This is a genomic window from Nocardia alni (assembly GCF_019038435.1).
GTDB classification, from domain to species: domain Bacteria; phylum Actinomycetota; class Actinomycetes; order Mycobacteriales; family Mycobacteriaceae; genus Nocardia; species Nocardia alni.
This window is the reverse complement of the sequence record NZ_JAGPOX010000046.1, coordinates 20,126-36,917: the sequence shown is the minus strand read 5'-3', so window position 1 is coordinate 36,917 and position 16,792 is coordinate 20,126. Positions and strand designations below refer to the sequence as shown.

At 67.9% G+C, this 16,792-nt stretch carries 15 protein-coding genes; 6 read left to right on the top strand and 9 right to left on the bottom strand.

The genetic code is table 11. From position 1 onward, the window contains the following. Positions 1-7: 7 nt before the first annotated feature. Entirely contained in the window at positions 8-466 is a 459-nt protein-coding gene (locus JZ791_RS19155) for a hypothetical protein (protein ID WP_216896519.1), read from the bottom strand. Between the two features lie 105 nt (positions 467-571). Further along, positions 572-2,143 (bottom strand): fatty-acid--CoA ligase FadD5, encoded by a 1,572-nt coding sequence (gene fadD5, locus JZ791_RS19150; protein WP_216896518.1) that lies wholly within the window; start codon positions 2,141-2,143, stop codon positions 572-574. 310 nt (positions 2,144-2,453) lie between these two features. Between fadD5 and JZ791_RS19145 the strand changes: the two genes are divergently transcribed. Further along, the gene (locus JZ791_RS19145; protein WP_216896517.1) at positions 2,454-3,425 is read left to right on the top strand and encodes an NAD(P)H-dependent flavin oxidoreductase; all 972 of its coding nucleotides are present in this window, start codon (positions 2,454-2,456) and stop codon (positions 3,423-3,425) included. 13 nt (positions 3,426-3,438) lie between these two features. Here the strand turns inward: JZ791_RS19145 and JZ791_RS19140 are convergent, their stop codons facing one another. The 3 genes from JZ791_RS19140 to JZ791_RS19130 all read right to left on the bottom strand — a co-directional run bounded on the left by JZ791_RS19140 (position 3,439) and on the right by JZ791_RS19130 (position 7,478). After that, positions 3,439-5,811 (bottom strand): lysylphosphatidylglycerol synthase transmembrane domain-containing protein, encoded by a 2,373-nt coding sequence (locus JZ791_RS19140; RefSeq protein WP_216896516.1) that lies wholly within the window; start codon positions 5,809-5,811, stop codon positions 3,439-3,441. A 112-nt stretch (positions 5,812-5,923) separates the two neighbouring features. After that, positions 5,924-6,712, bottom strand: coding sequence for an SDR family oxidoreductase (locus JZ791_RS19135; protein ID WP_216896515.1), 789 nt, complete (start codon positions 6,710-6,712; stop codon positions 5,924-5,926). After that, complete coding sequence (locus JZ791_RS19130) at positions 6,699-7,478, bottom strand: 2OG-Fe(II) oxygenase family protein (protein WP_216896514.1); 780 nt, start codon at positions 7,476-7,478, stop codon at positions 6,699-6,701. Before JZ791_RS19130 ends, JZ791_RS19135 begins: the two co-directional genes overlap by 14 nt. 117 nt (positions 7,479-7,595) lie before the next feature. On the opposite strand from JZ791_RS19130, the gene JZ791_RS19125 reads away from it, so the two are divergent. The 3 genes from JZ791_RS19125 (at position 7,596) to JZ791_RS19115 (ending at position 10,011) form a co-directional block, all read left to right on the top strand. Further along, complete coding sequence (locus tag JZ791_RS19125; protein ID WP_216896513.1) at positions 7,596-8,231, top strand: GDSL-type esterase/lipase family protein; 636 nt, start codon at positions 7,596-7,598, stop codon at positions 8,229-8,231. Between the two features lie 449 nt (positions 8,232-8,680). After that, entirely contained in the window at positions 8,681-9,229 is a 549-nt protein-coding gene (locus JZ791_RS19120) for a hypothetical protein (protein ID WP_216896512.1), read from the top strand. Next, the gene (locus JZ791_RS19115; protein WP_216896511.1) at positions 9,226-10,011 is read left to right on the top strand and encodes a class I SAM-dependent methyltransferase; all 786 of its coding nucleotides are present in this window, start codon (positions 9,226-9,228) and stop codon (positions 10,009-10,011) included. The genes JZ791_RS19120 and JZ791_RS19115 overlap by 4 nt, the downstream gene beginning before the upstream one ends. Positions 10,012-10,024: 13 nt before the next feature. On the opposite strand, the gene JZ791_RS19110 is transcribed toward JZ791_RS19115, so the two are convergent. Next, entirely contained in the window at positions 10,025-11,566 is a 1,542-nt protein-coding gene (locus JZ791_RS19110; protein WP_216896537.1) for a phytoene desaturase family protein, read from the bottom strand. Positions 11,567-11,639: 73 nt separating this feature from the next. Further along, entirely contained in the window at positions 11,640-12,302 is a 663-nt protein-coding gene (locus JZ791_RS19105) for a class I SAM-dependent methyltransferase (RefSeq protein ID WP_308162985.1), read from the bottom strand. A gap of 339 nt (positions 12,303-12,641) precedes the next feature. On the opposite strand from JZ791_RS19105, the gene JZ791_RS19100 reads away from it, so the two are divergent. Then, positions 12,642-12,923, top strand: a complete 282-nt coding sequence (locus JZ791_RS19100; protein ID WP_216896510.1) for an ANTAR domain-containing protein — start codon at positions 12,642-12,644, stop codon at positions 12,921-12,923. A 201-nt stretch (positions 12,924-13,124) separates the two neighbouring features. On the opposite strand, the gene JZ791_RS19095 is transcribed toward JZ791_RS19100, so the two are convergent. Continuing rightward, positions 13,125-14,213 carry a DUF2332 domain-containing protein gene (locus tag JZ791_RS19095; protein ID WP_308162984.1) on the bottom strand — a complete coding sequence of 363 codons (1,089 nt, stop codon included), beginning with the start codon at positions 14,211-14,213 and terminating at the stop codon, positions 13,125-13,127. Positions 14,214-14,268: 55 nt separating this feature from the next. Between JZ791_RS19095 and JZ791_RS19090 the strand changes: the two genes are divergently transcribed. Then, positions 14,269-15,456, top strand: a complete 1,188-nt coding sequence (locus tag JZ791_RS19090) for a citrate/2-methylcitrate synthase (protein WP_216896509.1) — start codon at positions 14,269-14,271, stop codon at positions 15,454-15,456. A gap of 29 nt (positions 15,457-15,485) precedes the next feature. Here the strand turns inward: JZ791_RS19090 and JZ791_RS19085 are convergent, their stop codons facing one another. Beyond that, positions 15,486-16,577 carry a BUD32 family EKC/KEOPS complex subunit gene (locus JZ791_RS19085; RefSeq protein ID WP_216896508.1) on the bottom strand — a complete coding sequence of 364 codons (1,092 nt, stop codon included), beginning with the start codon at positions 16,575-16,577 and terminating at the stop codon, positions 15,486-15,488. Between the last annotated feature and the right edge of the window lie 215 nt (positions 16,578-16,792).

Here is a 16,792-nt window from a genome sequence, read left to right as displayed (position 1 = left end):
GATCGGCTCAGGACACGAAGGTGGCCGAGGTGACCGGGACGTCCATGGAACTGAGGTACCAGCCGCTCCAGGTGTCGGCGGCGTTGATCTGGATGCCGTGGCCCGTGGCCGGACCCTCGGTGATCAGCCATATGCCGTTGCCGTAGCCCCGGCCGATGCTGGTGGCGCCGTTGGACCAGGCGAATGTGGCCGTGGTGGTGGCGGTCGTGACGTTCCAGGGGATGGAGACCTCGAAACGTCCGGCGGTGATGCCCGGCAGCAAAGGGCTGGCACAGTCGGTGAGGGTGGCCTCGCGGCGGATGGTCTGGCCCGCGCTACCGCTACCTGGGGTGAGACGACCGGTCATCAGGCCGCCCTGACCACAGCCGCCGGCGCCCTGCACCGGCGGCTGGGCGTGGCCCAGCGGCGCGCTCAGCAGCGGCGCGGCACAGATGGTCGCGACCAGCGCAGTCCGACGAATCGACACGAAACCTCCTTGCGACTACGACAAGAGAGAATAGGCACACTGTGGCCTTTCCGGGTGTCGAATCCGCCTCCGCCGCGGAAATCGGATGCGGCGGCATGCCGGGCGTTAGGCCGAGTAATCCTTGCGGAGCTGGAGCTTGACGACCTTTCCGCTGGCGTTTCGCGGTAGTTCGGACACGATCACCAGATCCTTGGGGTGCTTATAGCGGGCCAGGTTCTCGTTGAGGAAGGGGGTGAGTTCTTCGAGCGTCAGCGAGTCGTCCGAATCGGTCAGGGCGACAATCGCCACCGGGACCTCGCCCCACTTCTCGTGCGTGCGGCCGACGACCGCGGCCTCGTGAATCTTGGGGTGCGCGAACAGCACGTTCTCCACCTCGGCGCAGTAGATGTTCTCACCCCCGGAGATGATCATGTCCTTCTTGCGGTCCACCACGTAGACGAAGCCCTCCTCGTCCTGGCGGACCAGATCCCCGGAGTGGAACCAGCCGCCGGCGAAGGCCTCCGCGGTCGCCTCGGGCTTGTTCCAATAGCCCCGCATGAGGGTCGGTCCGCGATAGACGATCTCGCCGATCTCTCCGGGTGCGACATCGTTCATCTCGTCGTCGACGATGCGCGCGGCGATGGTGGGGATGGGCTTGCCGACCGAACCCAGCTTGCGGATCGCGTCCTTGCCGTCCAGTACGCAGGTGATCGGCGACATCTCGGTCTGGCCGAACACCGCGACGTTGCGCGCGTCCGGGAAGCGCTCGGCCATCGCCCGCAGCACGGTGTCCGACGCGGGCGCCGCGCCCCAGCACAGCATCCGCAGCGCCAGATCCCGCTGCCCGAGCGTCGGATCCTCGCAGATCATCTGCCACTGCACGGGGACGCAGAAGGCCGCGGTGGCCCGCTCGCGCTCGACCGCGTCGAGCCATTCGCCCGCGTCGAAGGCGCCCAGCGGATGCAGAACGGTGGTGCCGCCGAGCATGAAATACGGTGTGAGACTGCCGAGTCCGGCGATGTGGAACAGCGGCGAGGTACAGAAGCCGATCGCCTCGCCGTCCAATTCCATGGCACGGATACAGGTCAGCGCCTGGGCGTTCATATTCTCGTAGGTCAGCACCGCGCCCTTGGGGCTGCCCGTGGTGCCCGAGGTGTACATGATCAGCGCCGGGGTGTCCTCCGGAATGTCCAGCGGCACATGGCCCTCGCCCTGCTCGGCCAGGAGTTCGTCATATCCGAGGACGCCGTCACCGCTCCTGCCGCCGATGACGACGCAGGTCTCGAGCGCTGCGGCCTGCCCCATCACGCCGGTGGCCAGCGGGGCGAGCAGGGTGTCGGTGACGATGGCCTTCGCGCCCGAGTCGGCGACGATGTACGCGACCTCCGGCGGGGTCAGCCGGAAATTCACCGGCACCGCGATCGCGCCCAGCGCGTTGATGCCGAAGACCGCCTCGATGTATTCGGTGTAGTTCAGCGCCAGCAGCAGCACCCGATCGCCCAGCCCGACCCCGCGCCGGGACAGCGCGTCGGCGAACCGCTGCGACCGCTCGTGGAACTGCTTCCACGTGGTGTCCTGCCCCTTGAAGCGGAATGCCACCGTATCCGGGCGCATCGCCGCGTGGACGGCGACCTGATTGTTCCAGTGGTTGCGCCTGGACCGGATGGGCTCGGTGAGCGACTGGGCGCCGGTGGTCATGCACGAACTCCCTTCGGAACCGCCGCTGGCGCGCACCGGCCTACCCCGGCGGCGTCCACGGCGGAACACGATTGAGAATACCAGCTAACTTTTTGGCGTGACAAGGGTTACAGAGAAAGATCGATGAAGATCTTCTCATCGTACTAATCAGCAGTTCAGATGCATAGTTAGTTGATTTTCCAGCTCTTTCGGACACCTGTATCTCGAAGGTATTCATAGGCTATAACGCAAACTTGGACTCACATCGGGCTTGTCCGCGCCATCCGCCGCATGCCACTATCGACGGCATCCGGACCGTAGGAGGACACCGATGTTGCGCACCAGGTTCACCGAGACGTTCGGTGTCGAACACCCGATCGTGCAGGGCGGCATGATGTGGGTCGGCCGTGCCGAACTCGTCGCGGCCGTCGCCGATGCCGGCGGCCTCGGTTTCATCACCGCGCTCACCCAGCCCACCCCGGACGATCTGCGCCGCGAGATCGCCCGCACCCGCGAGCTGACCGACAAGCCGTTCGGCGTGAACGTGACGATCCTGCCCTCGATCAACCCGCCGCCGTACCAGCGGTATGTCGAGGCGATCATCGAGTCCGGGGTGAAGATCGTCGAGACCGCGGGCAGCAACCCGGAGCCCTTCCTGCCCGCGTACCGGGCCGCCGGAATCAAGGTTCTGCACAAGTGCACCAGCGTGCGGCATGCGCTCAAGGCCCAGAAGATCGGCGTCGACGGCGTATCCATCGACGGGTTCGAATGCGCCGGGCATCCGGGCGAGGACGATGTGCCCGGCCTGATCCTGATCCCCGCCGCCGCACGGGCGCTGGAGATCCCGATCGTCGCCTCCGGCGGCATCGCGGATGCCCGTGGCCTGGTCGCGGCGCTGTCCCTGGGCGCGGACGGGGTCAACATGGGCACCCGCTTCCTGTGCACACAGGAATCCGCAGTGCATCAGAAGGTCAAGGAGCGCATCGTCGCCCATACCGAGCGCGACACCCAGCTCATCTTCCGCACGATGCACAACACCGCGCGCGTGGCGGACAACGAGATCAGCCGCAAGGTCGTCGAGATCGAAAAGGCCGGAGGCAAGTTCGAGGACGTCCGCGATCTGGTCGCCGGGGCTCGCGGCCGCCGTGTGTTCGAGGAGGGGGATCTGGACGCGGGCATCTGGTCCGCCGGCCAGGTCCAGGGCCTCATCCACGACATCCCGACCTGCGCCGAACTGATCACCCGCATGGTCGCCGAGGCCGAATCCCTGATCAATTCTCGTTTGGCCTCGATGCTCGCCTGAACAGCATGACCCGTCAGATCATGTCGTTGGTGGTCATCCAGCGCATGATCGGCCAGCCGCAGAAGACCGGGAGCCAGCAGGTCAGGACGCGGTAGAGCAGGACGGCTGGCACGCCGATGGCGGCCGAGACGCCGAATGCGGCCAGACCGCCGATGAGGGCGGCCTCCACCGCGCCGACACCGCCCGGGGTCGGCGCGGCCGAGGCCAGCGTGCCGCCGATCATGGTCACGACGGTGACCGTGACGAAGGTGGTGTGCCCGCCGAACGCCTCGGTCGAGGCCCACAGCGCCCCGGCCGCGCCGAGCGTGATCGAGGCGCAGCCCAGCACGATCATCAGCAGGCGCTTGGGTTCGTGTGCGAGCGTGCGCAATTCGGCGACGACCTCGGCCAGCTGCGGGCGCACCTCGACACGCAGCCAGCGGCGCACCTTGGGTACGAACAGGGCGATGCCCACCGCGCCCAGCAGGGCGCCGGCCGCCAGGTACAGCACCGTGGCGCTCGGCACGAAATGCGCCAGGTTCGTCGAAACGCCCGCCGCCACGCTGAATATGACCAGCAGCACCACGTGCGTGATCACCTGCACCGCCTGCTGCAACGCCACCGCCGCGGTCGCCTTGACCGCGCCCAGGCCGCTGCGCTGCAAGAACCGCACGCTCAGCGCGAGACCGCCCACTCCGGCCGGGGTGGTCGTCGCGGCGAAGGTATTGGCGATCTGCATCAGCAGCAGGTTGCGCGGATTCACCGATTCACCCGCGCATCCCCACAGCGCCATCGCCGCACCGATATAGGTCAGCGCCGACACCGTCAGACCCAGCAGGCCCCACCACCAGTTCGCCGAGCGCAGTTCGGTGAAGAAGGTCGGCACCTGACTGATGTACGGATACGCCACGTACACCAGGGCGATCAGTAGCACCAGCTGGATGATCTGGTTGCGGGAGAACCGCGTGGTGCGCGCGGCCTCGATGCGGTCCTCGTCGGTCTGGCGCAACACCTCGTCGCGCATCGCCGCCATCACCTCGCCCGCGTCCGGGACCGAGGAGCGCAGCAGCCTGGGCATCGCCGTCTTCGTCAGTCGCCGCGAGGCATCCACCACCGACTGCTCGCCCAGTGCGCCGATCGCGGTGCGCACCGCCGATTCCGCCCCGAACAGCGATCCGGTGGTCAGCAGCAACTGCGCGACATCGGCCTGGAATCGCGTGCCGTAGGCGCCGAATTCGGCCGCGGAGAATCCGCCGAACAGCGCCCGGCCGTCCACCACGCGGATCTCGTCGGCGCGCAGATCCCCGTGCGAGATCTGGGCGCGATGCATATTCGCCAGCGCCTGCCACACCTGCAGATGGACGGCGTCGCCGTGCGATTGCGCCAGCACATTGCCCCGGGGCACGGTGTGCGCGTACAGCATCCAGCCACGCTCGAGCGCGGCGACGGTCAGCGGCTTATTGCTGGCCAGACCCAGATCCCCGATCGCGATGCCCATCAGCGCGCGATGTTCCACGCTGCGGCGCATCGAGGCGAAGGCCGGGGTTCGCTCGCTGCTGCGGAAGGCCACCCACCGCCGCAGCTGACGCAGCATGCCGCGGCTGCGCTGGTTCTGCCCGTACAGCTCCACCGTCAGCCGATGGTCCGGTCCGGTGTCGACCGACAGCAGCAACGGCCCGGGCCCGGCCGGGCGGACCACTCGCACCGCGGTGACGGTATATCCGCGCCGCGCCAGCACCCGTACCGCGTCGTCCAGCGGCACCTCGAGTGCGGGCGTGCCCACGACCAGCGCGATCACCGCACCGACCAGCCAGCCGACCGCCAGGCCCAGCATGGCCCGGGAGGGGACCACCAGGCTGACGAACAGGTGCAGGGGTACGAACACCAGCAGCAGCGCCCACCACCAGCGCCGCCAAGAGGCCGGTAGCCACGGACTGGCCACCGTCAGCACCGCGGCCAGCATCGCGATCCAGCGCGGATCGTCCAGGAACTGGGACAGGAAGGTATTGAGTTGTCGTGGTTGGCCGAGGTGCCAGCGCGGCCCGGAGATCCCGGTGCCGGTGATCGACAGTGCCAGCACGGCGATCAGCCCGGCCGCGAGGTATCCGCCGAGCAGCTTCCACTGCCAGCGGAAGATCAACCGGACCAGGATCGCGAACGGTAGCGCCAGAATAGCGATGCCGTATGACAGATAAACGATATTGGACTGCTCGGGCGTCAGGATGCCGAGAATGCCGGAGACCGACCGTTCCAGGGCCTCCCAGCGCGACCGGGTGATCAGCGAGCCCGCCACGACCAGCGCCACCAGCACCGCGGACGCGATCACGCGCAGAATATCGCTGGTGCGGCGGTTTCGTGGTTGCAGGAGGCTGCCCGAGACCGGGATCTCCCGCCCGTCGACTCGCATGTCGTTTCGGCACTTTCGGATCGAGGAGCTGCGTCGGTCCTCTCGGTCGACTAGCTGTGAGTATGCAGGAGGCTACCTGGCCTGCCGGAGGCAACACGCCGTGACGTGACGCTCATCTCCCGTGCCGGCCGGCGGCCGGTTCCGGCTGCGTCTCCGGTTCGGGGTCCTGTGCCTCCCGTGCGGCGATTCCGAATACATCGCCGTTCATGGTGCCACCGTCGATTTCGACGATGGAGGCGGCCACCCGGAGGGTCGGCACGTTCGCGGGGAAGGCGTCGGGTGCGATGGCATTGACCCGCACCCCGAATTCGGCGAATTCGGCGGCCTGATGCCGGGTGAGGTGCTCCAGCGCCGCCTTGGACGCCGCGTAGAGCGCCTGACCGCCGGGATACACCCGGGAACCCGACAGGCTCGACACGTTGACGATATTGCGACCGCGGTCCCGGTTCTGCGGGCCGGTATGCAGCCAGCATCGCTGCGCCAGCCGCGTCGACAACCGCAATGGCACACCGACATTCATCGCGAAGTGCGGTTCGAACTCCTCCAGCGCGGTCTCGCCGTCGACCATGCCGTTCGGGGTGTGCCGCCAGTACGCGGCATTGTTCACCAGCAGATCCACGGCGCCGTAGCGGGCCAGCGCGATATCCACCACGCGCTCCACCTCACCGGCGCGGGTCAGATCCGCGCGTACCACGAACACCCGGGACTCGTTCTCGGGCACGGGATCCTGCGGCGCCAGCGGATCGATGAACCACTCCTGCTGCGAGGGCACCCCGGGCACCCGGGTGCGGCAGACCGCGACGATGTCGTACTGCTGGGAGTACGCCTGACAGAACGCATTGCCCAGCAGCCCGCCGGCCCCGGTCAGAAGCACGACCCGGCGCTGATCACCAGTCGACAATTCCGGTACCTCCCCAGCGGCGTACCGCCTGCTCACGTGGTTGATGCAGCCACATCACCACACTGTTGCGCGCGGCGGTGTTGCCGCCCGCGAAGGTATGCCACGTGCGCGGAGCGCACTCGAACACGATCATCGAATTGTTCAGCGGCGGAACCTTGACCATGGACTCCGGCGCCGCAGAGTCGGGCGCGGTGAACAGCGAGGTCTCCCCGCCGTGGCCCGGCTGCCAGTCGCCATTGCCGAGATAGAACAGCACCGCCACTGCGCGCACCAGCTCGCGCGCCTCCACGCCGTCCGGCCGGGCGCCGGATTTCAGGTCGATATCTTTCGCGGGCAGCCCCACCTCGCCCGGCCCGGGGACACGGTCCGGAAACCATGCCGGGGCCAGATCGTTGTGCGGCCAGCCGCGGGGACTGTTCGGCTCGTGGTGGTGCAGCGAGCCCTCGACATCGCCGGTGACCGCGCCGCGCGCGCCCACCACCCCGGCGATCAGGTCGTGCCAGGCCCGCGACAGGAATATCTCCAGCGGACTGTCGCGTATCGCGGTGAGGTTCGCCCCCGTCGCGCTGTACCCCTGCGCCACCGGCCCGAACAGGCCGGACGCGGGGTCGCTCACCTTCTCGAATTCCGCCGCGAGCCGCTCGTAGAAGCGTCGATCGAACACCTCGCGCACATACACGTGCGGGAACGGATGGGTCCGGTGAACCCAGCGGCGATGCGCCAGCAGATCGGTGAACCACCGCGGCAGCGGCGCCTGCGCTTCCATGACGAACTCCCCTCCGGACGAACCAGGACGATCTTATGGGCTACCGAGCTTGCCGTCGATGTGCCATTTCCCGCTTTCACCGTGAGTCCCGCAGGTGTCCGTGCGAGTATCACCCCCGTGATCCGTGATGTCCGAATCTGCTTCGTGGGTGACTCGCTGGTGGCCGGTGTGGGTGATCCGCAGTGCCTGGGCTGGGCGGGTCGGCTCGTGCAGCGGGCCATCGCGGCCGGTCAGCCGCTGACCCATTACAACCTCGGCGTGCGTGGGCAGACCTCGGCGGATATCGCGGTGCGCTGGGAGGCCGAATGCGCGCAGCGCCTCTCGGCCGATATCGAGGGCCTCGATGCGCGCGTGGTGTTCTCCTTCGGCGTCAACGACGCCGCCGTGCTGGACGGCCGGACACGGGTACCCGAACAGGATTCGGTCGCGAATCTGACCGCGATGCTGCGCCGCGCCGCCGACCGCGGCTGGTCCGCACTCGTGGTCGCCCCGCCGCCGGTCTCCGACGACGAACACAACCGCCGCAGTGCGGCATTGGATGCGCAGTTCACGGAGATCTGTGCGGCACAGGGCATTCCCTATGTGCGCGTACATCAGCCGTTGCGGGAGAACACCGCCTGGATGCGCACGGTCGCCGAGGGCGACGGTTTCCACCCCGCCGCGGCCGGATACGAGGAGTTCTCGGCGCTCATCGTGCCGAATTGGCTGCTGTGGCTGGCCGAGCCGGGATCGGCGCTACCCGTCATTCGCTGAGGCAGCCCCGGCCGGTTTCGGCGGCAACACCCTGGTCGACATCGGATGCGATCGCCGGGCGATGACCGAACCGTGCCGTGAATGCGATGGACATTATCGTCGGCGGCGTGGGGCATGAGCATCCGGAACGCGGGCCTGCACAGCAGCCGCGTCGGGTGTGCCAGGTGTGCCTTCGTCGAGCGCCGCATCGCGTCGGGCGGGGACAGTGCGAGCGCGTCGCCCGAGGAAGGCGCCGAGTGGTCCGGGTGCGCCCCCAGCCGAGGTCTGCGCGTGCGAGGTGCGGTTGCTCATGGGATGCTGGATGGTGACGCGCACAGGTTGGCAGGCGAATGTGATCTGGTTCCGCCTGACCAGCGGAATTAATTCGGCTGACGAAGCGGTTACTAGGCATTATCGGTTGAATCGTCCATCGACTCGCCGGGGCGAGAACCTGCCAGGGAGGTAGGGGTATGACACTGAGACTGGCACCCAACCATCCCGCCGCGGTTCATCTGCGCCGGCTGTTCTTGGCTGTCGTGACCGGCAGCTTCGTATTCCTCATCCCCTGGATCGTCTATCTGGCCACCAGCCTGCCGTCCCGGCAAGAGGTGCGTCAGTGGGATGTGGCCTGGGTCGGGTTCGATTGCTTCCTCGTTGCCGCTATCGGCATGACGGCCCTGTGGGCCTGGCTGCGCCGCCGCATCTTCATTCCCTGGGCCATCGTCACCGCGACCCTGCTGTGCTGCGATGCCTGGTTCGACGTCGTCATGGACTGGAACACGTCCGACCTGTACGTCTCCCTGCTCACGGCCTGTCTGGGCGAACTCCCGCTGGCCGCGCTGCTGTTCTATGTCGCACGCCGCCTGATCCGGCTGTCGGTGGCCGAGGCGTGGGCGGAGGGCCACGAGGGGGAGCCGCCGCGTCGGTTGTCCCAGATCGGGCTGCTCGGCAAGACCGAGGAGGGCATCGTCGAGGAGGTCGTCGAGCAGAGTGTCACCGAGGTAAGTTCGAATTCGTGACCAGCGCGAGCGACCCGGAACTCGACGACGCCGAATTGCGGGCTCGCAGGGCCGGCTCCTTCGGCCCCGCCGCGGCCGCCTACGAGGAACATCGGCCCGACTATCCGCCGGCGGCGATCCGGTGGGCGCTGGAACCGCTGGGTCCGCGCGGTGCGGATCCGGACGTGCTGGATCTCGCCGCCGGGACCGGCAAGCTGACGGCGGGGCTGGTGGCGGCCGGTACGCGCGTGCGGGCGGTCGAGCCGGACGAGGCGATGCGCGCAGCGTTCGCGATGCGCCTTCCCGATATCGAGGCCCTGGCCGGTACCGCGGAATCCATCCCGCTGCCCGACGGTTCGGTGGACGCGGTGCTCGTGGGACAGGCCCTGCACTGGTTCGATCAGGAGCGTGCGTTCCCGGAGATCGCGCGCGTGCTGCGTCCCGGCGGGGTCTTCGCGGCGTTGTGGAATATGAACGACACCGAGGTGGAGTGGGTGGCCGAGCTGGAGCGGATATCCATCGACAGCGCATCTTTCCGCCGTCGCACGGTGGCTCGCGGCATGCCCTCGCACCCGCTGTTCCAGGAGTTCGCGGAGCATCGCTTCCCGCATACGCAGCGCCGGACCGCCGAATCGCTCGCTGCCACGATCGGCACCCACTCGCATACGCTGGTGGTGTCGCCGCGGGAGCGCGCCGAACTGCTGGGCCGGGTCACCGGTTATCTGCGCGAGATTCCGGAGACCGCGGATGGCGAATTCGAGCTTCCCCTGCGCACATTGGTGATCCGCACCGTGCTGCGCTGAGGTTCGCGGGGGTCTATGTTTCCCAGGACTCCAGCACCGCTTTCGCGGCATTGTGGCCACCGAGCCCGCTGACACCGCCGCCGCGTACTGCCCCTGCGCCGCACAGGAATACGTTGCGATGCTCGGTTCGCACGCCCCAGCGAGCGGCCGGGCTCGGATCGTCGTCGGTTCGGTAGGGAAAGCTCAGGTCGCGGTGAAAGATATGACCGCCGGGCAGGCCGACCTCACGTTCGAGATCGGTTGGCGTACGGGCTTCCACACAGGGGCGATCGTTCGCATCCGTGGCCAGGCAGTCACGGATGGGCTCGGCCAGTACCGAATCGAGCTGTGCCAGCGTCGAATCGAGCAGCAGCTCCGCGGAACGCTCGGGATCGGCGCGGAAAAGAGTTGCCGGAGTGTGTAATCCGAACAGGGTCAGGGTGTGCATGCCCAGGGCGGACAGTTCCGGGGACAGGATCGAGGGATCGGTGAGAGTGTGGCAGTAGATCTCCGAGGGCGGGACGGTGGGCAGCGCTCCGTCGGCCGCCTCGCGATAGGCGTGCTCGAGCTGGGAATACGCCTCGGCGATATGGAATGTGCCGGCGAACGCCTCGCGTGGGTCGACCGCATCGCGCAGCCGGGGCAGCCGACGCAGCAGCATATTCACCTTGAACTGGGAACCCTCGGGGGTTTCGGCAGGGGTCTTGCCCAGTAGCCGGGACAACTCGTGCGGCGCGGCGTTCATCAAGACGTATCGTGCCCCGACGGTCGCACTCGCACAGTGGATTTCGGCCATCGCGCCATCGGTATCGATCGCCGTGACCGCCTCGTTCACGACTATCTCGGCGCCCGCGCCGCGGGCCGCGGCGGCCAGTGCGTCGGTGAGTGCGCCCATGCCGCCGATCGGAACGTTCCACTCGCCGGTGCCGCCGCCGATCACGTGGTAGAGAAAGCACCGATTCTGGCGCAGCGACGGGTCGTGCGCGTGGGTGAACGTGCCGATCAGCGCGTCGGTGAGTACGACGCCGCGGACCGTGTCGTCGGCGAATCCGGACTCGATCGTCTCCCCCAGCGGGCGTTCGAAGATGGCCTCCCAGGCCGTGGAATCGTCCACGATGCGTTGCAGTTCGGCACGGGTGGGCAGGGGGCTGGTCATCGTCGGGAACACTCGCCGGGCGAGTCGCGCTGTCATCCCGTAAAACTCTTGCCACGCACGGAAATCCGCATCGGATCCGGTCAGCTTCAGGAAGCTGTCCCTGGTGCGGGCCGCGTCCTCGGTATCCACCAGCAGCCCGGTGTCACCGACGGGAGTGTAGGAGGAGATCCTGCGCCGACGGGTGGCGAACGACAGCCCGAGATCGTCCACGATCTGTCGCGGGAGCAGGCTCACCAGATACGAATATCGCGACATCCGCGCGTCGAACCCGGCGAAGATCCGTTCCGATACGGCCGCCCCGCCGACCCGCGAGCCTCGTTCCAGCACCAGCACCGAACGCCCGGCCCGCGCCAGATACGCGGCCGCCACCAGCCCGTTATGGCCGCCGCCGACGATGACCACGTCATACGAGGTGCGCATAGTCCTGGTTACCACGAAATCGCTCCTGAGCTCGTCCACCTCGCCGACCCCGCAAGCCGTGCCGGCCTGTCGTCTATCCCCGGTCGACGCGGGTCGCGATCAGATACCCGGCTCCGTACGCACTCTCCGGCTCAGGGGCGCGCAGCAGTTGCGCCATGACCTCGAATCCACACGGCCGCAGCAGTTCCTCCACTCTGGATACCGACCAGCGATAGGACCTGGTCACCTTGTGATCGTGCGGTTGCAGATCGAGTCCGACGTCGGTGGTCTGAAACGCCATCAGCAGTCGCCCGCCCACGCACAGCACCCGCGCGAATTCGGCCAGCATGCCGGGCACCCGCTCGGGCGGCAGATGGATGATGCTGTACCAGGCCACGAGCCCGCTCAGGGCGCCCTCGCCGAGCGGCAGGGCCTCCATCGTGCCGACCTCGTAGCGCAGATCGGGGCGCGCCGCGCGGGCCAGCCGGATCATCTCCGGGGACAGGTCGATCCCGAATACGTCCAGGCCCAGGGCGTCCAGATGGGTGGTTATCCGGCCGGGGCCGCAGCCGATATCGGCGACCGGACCGCCGCCGTCGGCCTGCACCAGCTCGGTGAACACCCCGAGCATGGCGCGATCGAACGGCTCGGCCGCCAGCGCGTTCGCAAATCGCCGGGTGTACAGCTCGGCCATCCGGTCGTATGCCTCGCGGGTGGCCCGGATATCGACGGGTTCGGTGGTGGTCGATTCGGTCACACCGGCACAGTAGCGAGCACCACCGACAACCCGGGTGCGAGCGACTGATCGGCCCGGCCACCCACCAGGGGTTACGTCGTGCGGCGCCGAAGATCCGACGGGCGGAGCGCCGGTCTTGCCCCGATGCCGGGCTGCTCCTATCCTGGCATCCGGTGACGGGCGCGTTCGCTCGGTCATACTGATTCGACGGCGAGGAGGTGAGGGATACCAGATGCCATCCAATGACGGTCCGTATCCGAGTACGGCTCGACAGTCCTGTCTCTGCTCCCCTCAATCCGCCGCGATCGAAATCCCTTGCGGCGGCTGACGACCGACACCACTGCCCCAGGAGACATCACCATGCAGACCAGCACAGAGACCTTCCACCGCAACCCGGCCCGCATGCTGGACACCGCCGAGGGGGTGCTGATCGCCCAGCGCCGGTACAGCCCGGCCGAGGCGTTCGCCGAGATCCTCGAGATCTCCCGAATCCACGGGGTGCCCGCCCTGGGCCTGGCCCGGGCGCTCGTCGACCTGGCCGGAGACCGAATCGGTGAGGACCCGGACGGCATCGCCTCGGTCGCGCAGATCGCCTGGGGGCACCTGTTCGTGCGTCCCGCGAACCTGCCCGCCGCGGTGTGAGGCTGGGCGGTCGTCATTCGATCGCTGGAGCCCGGGCGCCCCCAGACCACCAGCACCGCCGCCGCGAGTACACCGATCCAGCCTCAGCTGATCGGCCTTCCCCGGATGAGGCGCTTCATGTAGATCGGGCCCGCCCGCAGGTCGATCATGGACGCCGGGTCGGTGCACGAACCGCCAGTGCACCCGGGCGACCCGTGGTGATCAAATCCGGTCATCCGGAAAGACGAAGGCCGGAACGCCGTGTGGTTTGGCCCGAGACAGTACGGTCTCGGGTTGCCTGCCTATCCGGGCCGTTAGTCGAAAACCGTTGCGGTCGTCCCGATTCAACTGCGGTTCGAAGGCGATGTGAGCGAATGCGGCATCCGCGCGACTGGCCGCGGCGAGCCGATCCAACTCCGCACTCACCGCCTTCCATTCCTGGACCTGGACGTACTGCCGCATGACCGAATGCCAGACGACGGTCAGCGTGCCGGGGACCAGATCCACCTTGCTCAGGAATTCCGCTGCGCCCGTGTGGATTACCTCGGCCGGGACCGATTCGGCCAGGCGCAGTGCGCCGTTCAGCCGTGCGGCCCGCTCGACCTGGTCGGGCCAGAGATATGAACGCAGCGCCAAGGCCCCCCGCGCAGACAGCGGATCGATCGGCGCGGGATCGCAACCCCGGCGCTCGATCACCGGCACCGTGGGATGATGTCGCACCGCCGTTTCCAGCCACGACGGGATCGGGCCCTCCCAGGCATCGCCGAGGGTGACCGGCGAGTCCGTCCGGCCCCACTCGAGATCGCCGGTGCGCCAGTGGAAATGGTCCGCGCGCAGGTTCAGTCCGGCGCTGCTGCCCAATTCGAATAGGCGGACCGGCAGGGGTGTCGCGTCCACCGCCGCCAGCAGGCCGGCCAGCAGCGGCACCGCGCGACCCACGTCGTTGGTCTGCGGCGCGCGCGGCGGGGTCGCGAGCCAGGTTCGTATCCAATCCTGTTGTCCGATAACGACCTCACGGAAGATCGGCCAGGCGTCGAGATCGTACGGCCGGGCGCTCGCCCCGGCGCTGGGGTAGTACGCGGCCAAGTCCGGTGCGGCGCCGGACAGCACCAACGCGTGCACCGCGGCCATGAATCGCAGTGGTAGCGCGGCGTCGCGCGGTTCGTCCTCGAAACCGGCCACGGCCGCCGCGCACGGCCCACCGTCGAGGACATCCCGCGCGCCGGCGGCCAGCAGTTCGGCGTACAGCGGGGAGCCGAGCTTCGCGCACGCCTTGGACTGGTACTCGAACTGGGAGATGAGGGTCGTCACGGGTCTACTGTGCGCTATACGGTCAATATGAATCAATGTTGATTACAGTCAACCTATGGAGTGGATCGACGCCAAATCCGCGGCGGAGCGGCTCGGTGTGAAGCCCGCGACGCTGTATGCCTACGTCAGCCGCGGGGTGTTGCATCGTCGGTTCGACCCAGGCGATCGGCGCAGCCTGTTCGATCCCGCCGAGGTCGAACGGCTGGCCAGGCGCGGCAGACCGCGTCGCGCGCCCGCCCCGACCGAGATCGCCATCGAATCCCGGATCACCGCCCTCGGCGAGGACCGGCCGTACTATCGCGGTCACGACGCGCTGGAGTTGGCCGACTGCCACGGCTTCGAGGAGGTCGCCGAATTGCTGTGGTGCGGTGAACTTTCCGATACCGGCCCCTGGCGTTGCCGGGCAGCGTCGGCGGCCACGGCGCGTACCGTGCAGGGCGCTCTGCCGGGCGAGCTGCTCCCGCTGGATCGGCTGCAGATCGCGGTCGCCGCCCTGGCGGTCAGCGATCCCCTGCGCTTCGAGCGTGATCCGGACGCCGTCGCCGCCACCGGTCGCACGCTGATCGCGGGCATGGTCGAGGCGCTGCCGGAGCTGTCCGAGCCGCTGGACCGGTCCGTCGCGGCCATGCTCTGGTCGCGACTGTCCGCACGCCGACCCGCCGGCGCATACGAGTTGAAGGTGCTCGATACGGCGCTCATTCTGCTCGCCGATCACGAACTGGCGTCCTCGACCTTCGCCGCCCGGGTGGCTGCCTCGGCCCGTGCGGATCCGTACGCCGTCGTCGGCTGTGGTCTGGGCGTTCTCGGCGGCCCGATGCACGGCGGCAGCTCACTGGCCCTCGAGCGCATGCTCGCCGAGATCACCGACCCGGCCGCCGTCCCCCGGGTCGTCGGCGACCGCCTGCGCCGTGGCGAGCCCGTCCCGGGCTTCGGCCACGCGGTCTACAAATCCGGCGACGCCCGCGCCGCGCACCTGTGGCGCATGCTGCGCACCATCGCGCCCGTTCACCCGAAAGTCATTGTCGCCGAGACGATTCTGTCCGAATTACGAATCCGACGCCTGCCCGAATTCAACAGCGATTTTCCCCTGGCAGTGCTGGGCGGCGTCTTCGACATGATTCCCGGCGCCGGCGAGGCCGTGTTCGCCGTGGCACGGACCGCGGGCTGGGTCGCCCACGCCCTGGAGGAGTACGCCTCCGATACCCTTATCCGCCCCCGCGCCATCACTCCCGCCGATCGGTAGGTGCGTTCGCCGCGGTCCATCCCGTGTGGCTAGGGGCTCAGGTCCGGCCCGCCGATCCGGCGGATCGCCTCCAGCGGATACGGGGTCTGCCTGCTCTCGAAACGGAACTCGCGATAGTAGTCCGTCATTACCGCTGCGACTGAGGCGTGGCGCGTGAGGATCGCCGCGATCTGCGGCGGAATACCCGTCGGCGGTTCCCCTCGGGCGCAGGCGCGTATGAACTCGATGCGCTCGTCGTGCTTGTACCCGTACAGGGCGACGACGAGCCACTGCACCAGGTGGGTGAGGGTGTAGCTGCGGTCATAGGTCTGGTGTTCGGCGAAGAAGTCGATCTCCTCCTTCGACAGGTCGAACCGGGAGGAGATCGCGAGGCCGAAGTCGGTGAAGAACAGCCGCTCGCCGTCGGTGAGGATGTTCTGGAAGTGGCCATCGAAATGCAGGAGCCCGCGGGCGTTCATGAAAGAGATTGCGGCCTCGAGCTCCTTCGTCACCATGGCGCATGCCCACACGGCCGTCTCATCGTCGGCCTTGACCTGAATGTCCAACCAGTCGTGCAGGTTCTGCGGGATGTACTCCAGAAACAGTGCGACGCAGGTCGTGGAATCCCGCACTGCCTCGATCCGGCGGCGCACCTGTGGCACGCCTTCCCAATAGGCGATCACGTTCTCCACGTCAGCCAGTTCCTCGGGCAGCGCCGACCCGGTGCGCGGCAACACCCGCCAGTGGTACATCAGGGGAAAGCCCTCATGATCCTGTGCGAGCACCCAATTCGTCGTCATGCTATGCACGGCCAACTCCCGCCAGGCCCCCCAACCCGGGCCCCCGGGGACCCCGAGGCCGGGATGGCAGAAGACAGGTAGCCCGAAGAGGTTCGCCGTGGACCGGACGTTGTCCGGCTGCCTTTCCAGATCGGTCAGCGCCAGCCGCTTGACGAAGACCGAGGTCCCGTCGACCTCCAGCAACGCCGAGGTCCCGCCGATGCCGGATCCCAGCGGCACAGCCGTATCCACAAGCTCGCGCAGTTCGCGATCACTGCGCAGCGCCAATGACGTGGAGACAGCACTGTAAGCAGACAAACGCGCGCCACGCGCCGCGTCGAACTTTTCGACGGTTCCCTCCACCAGGGCACCAACCTCTCCGCAATACCCGACTCCATCCGAGGCCGCGCGCACGCGACGGATAGCCCCGTGGCACGGACCGGACGGCATCCGGGACCCTGATTGGTGAAAACCGATCGGATTCCCCCTTCGGCTGCACTGTACGTGTAGATCCTCAGCCCCGACGGCCCACCGATCCACGGCATGACCGCATGGTCCTGCCGTGGTGGCGGGCGTGG

What these genes read in the sequence shown, in the direction of transcription:
- fadD5 (WP_216896518.1), bottom strand. Translation starts at nt 2,143, where the DNA reads ATGACCACCGGCGCCCAGTCGCTCACCGAGCCCATCCGGTCCAGGCGC.
- JZ791_RS19145 (WP_216896517.1), top strand. Translation starts at nt 2,454, where the DNA reads ATGTTGCGCACCAGGTTCACCGAGACGTTCGGTGTCGAACACCCGATC.
- JZ791_RS19140 (WP_216896516.1), bottom strand. Translation starts at nt 5,811, where the DNA reads ATGCGAGTCGACGGGCGGGAGATCCCGGTCTCGGGCAGCCTCCTGCAA.
- JZ791_RS19130 (WP_216896514.1), bottom strand. Translation starts at nt 7,478, where the DNA reads ATGGAAGCGCAGGCGCCGCTGCCGCGGTGGTTCACCGATCTGCTGGCG.
- JZ791_RS19120 (WP_216896512.1), top strand. Translation starts at nt 8,681, where the DNA reads ATGACACTGAGACTGGCACCCAACCATCCCGCCGCGGTTCATCTGCGC.
- JZ791_RS19110 (WP_216896537.1), bottom strand. Translation starts at nt 11,566, where the DNA reads ATGCGCACCTCGTATGACGTGGTCATCGTCGGCGGCGGCCATAACGGG.
- JZ791_RS19100 (WP_216896510.1), top strand. Translation starts at nt 12,642, where the DNA reads ATGCAGACCAGCACAGAGACCTTCCACCGCAACCCGGCCCGCATGCTG.
- JZ791_RS19090 (WP_216896509.1), top strand. Translation starts at nt 14,269, where the DNA reads ATGGAGTGGATCGACGCCAAATCCGCGGCGGAGCGGCTCGGTGTGAAG.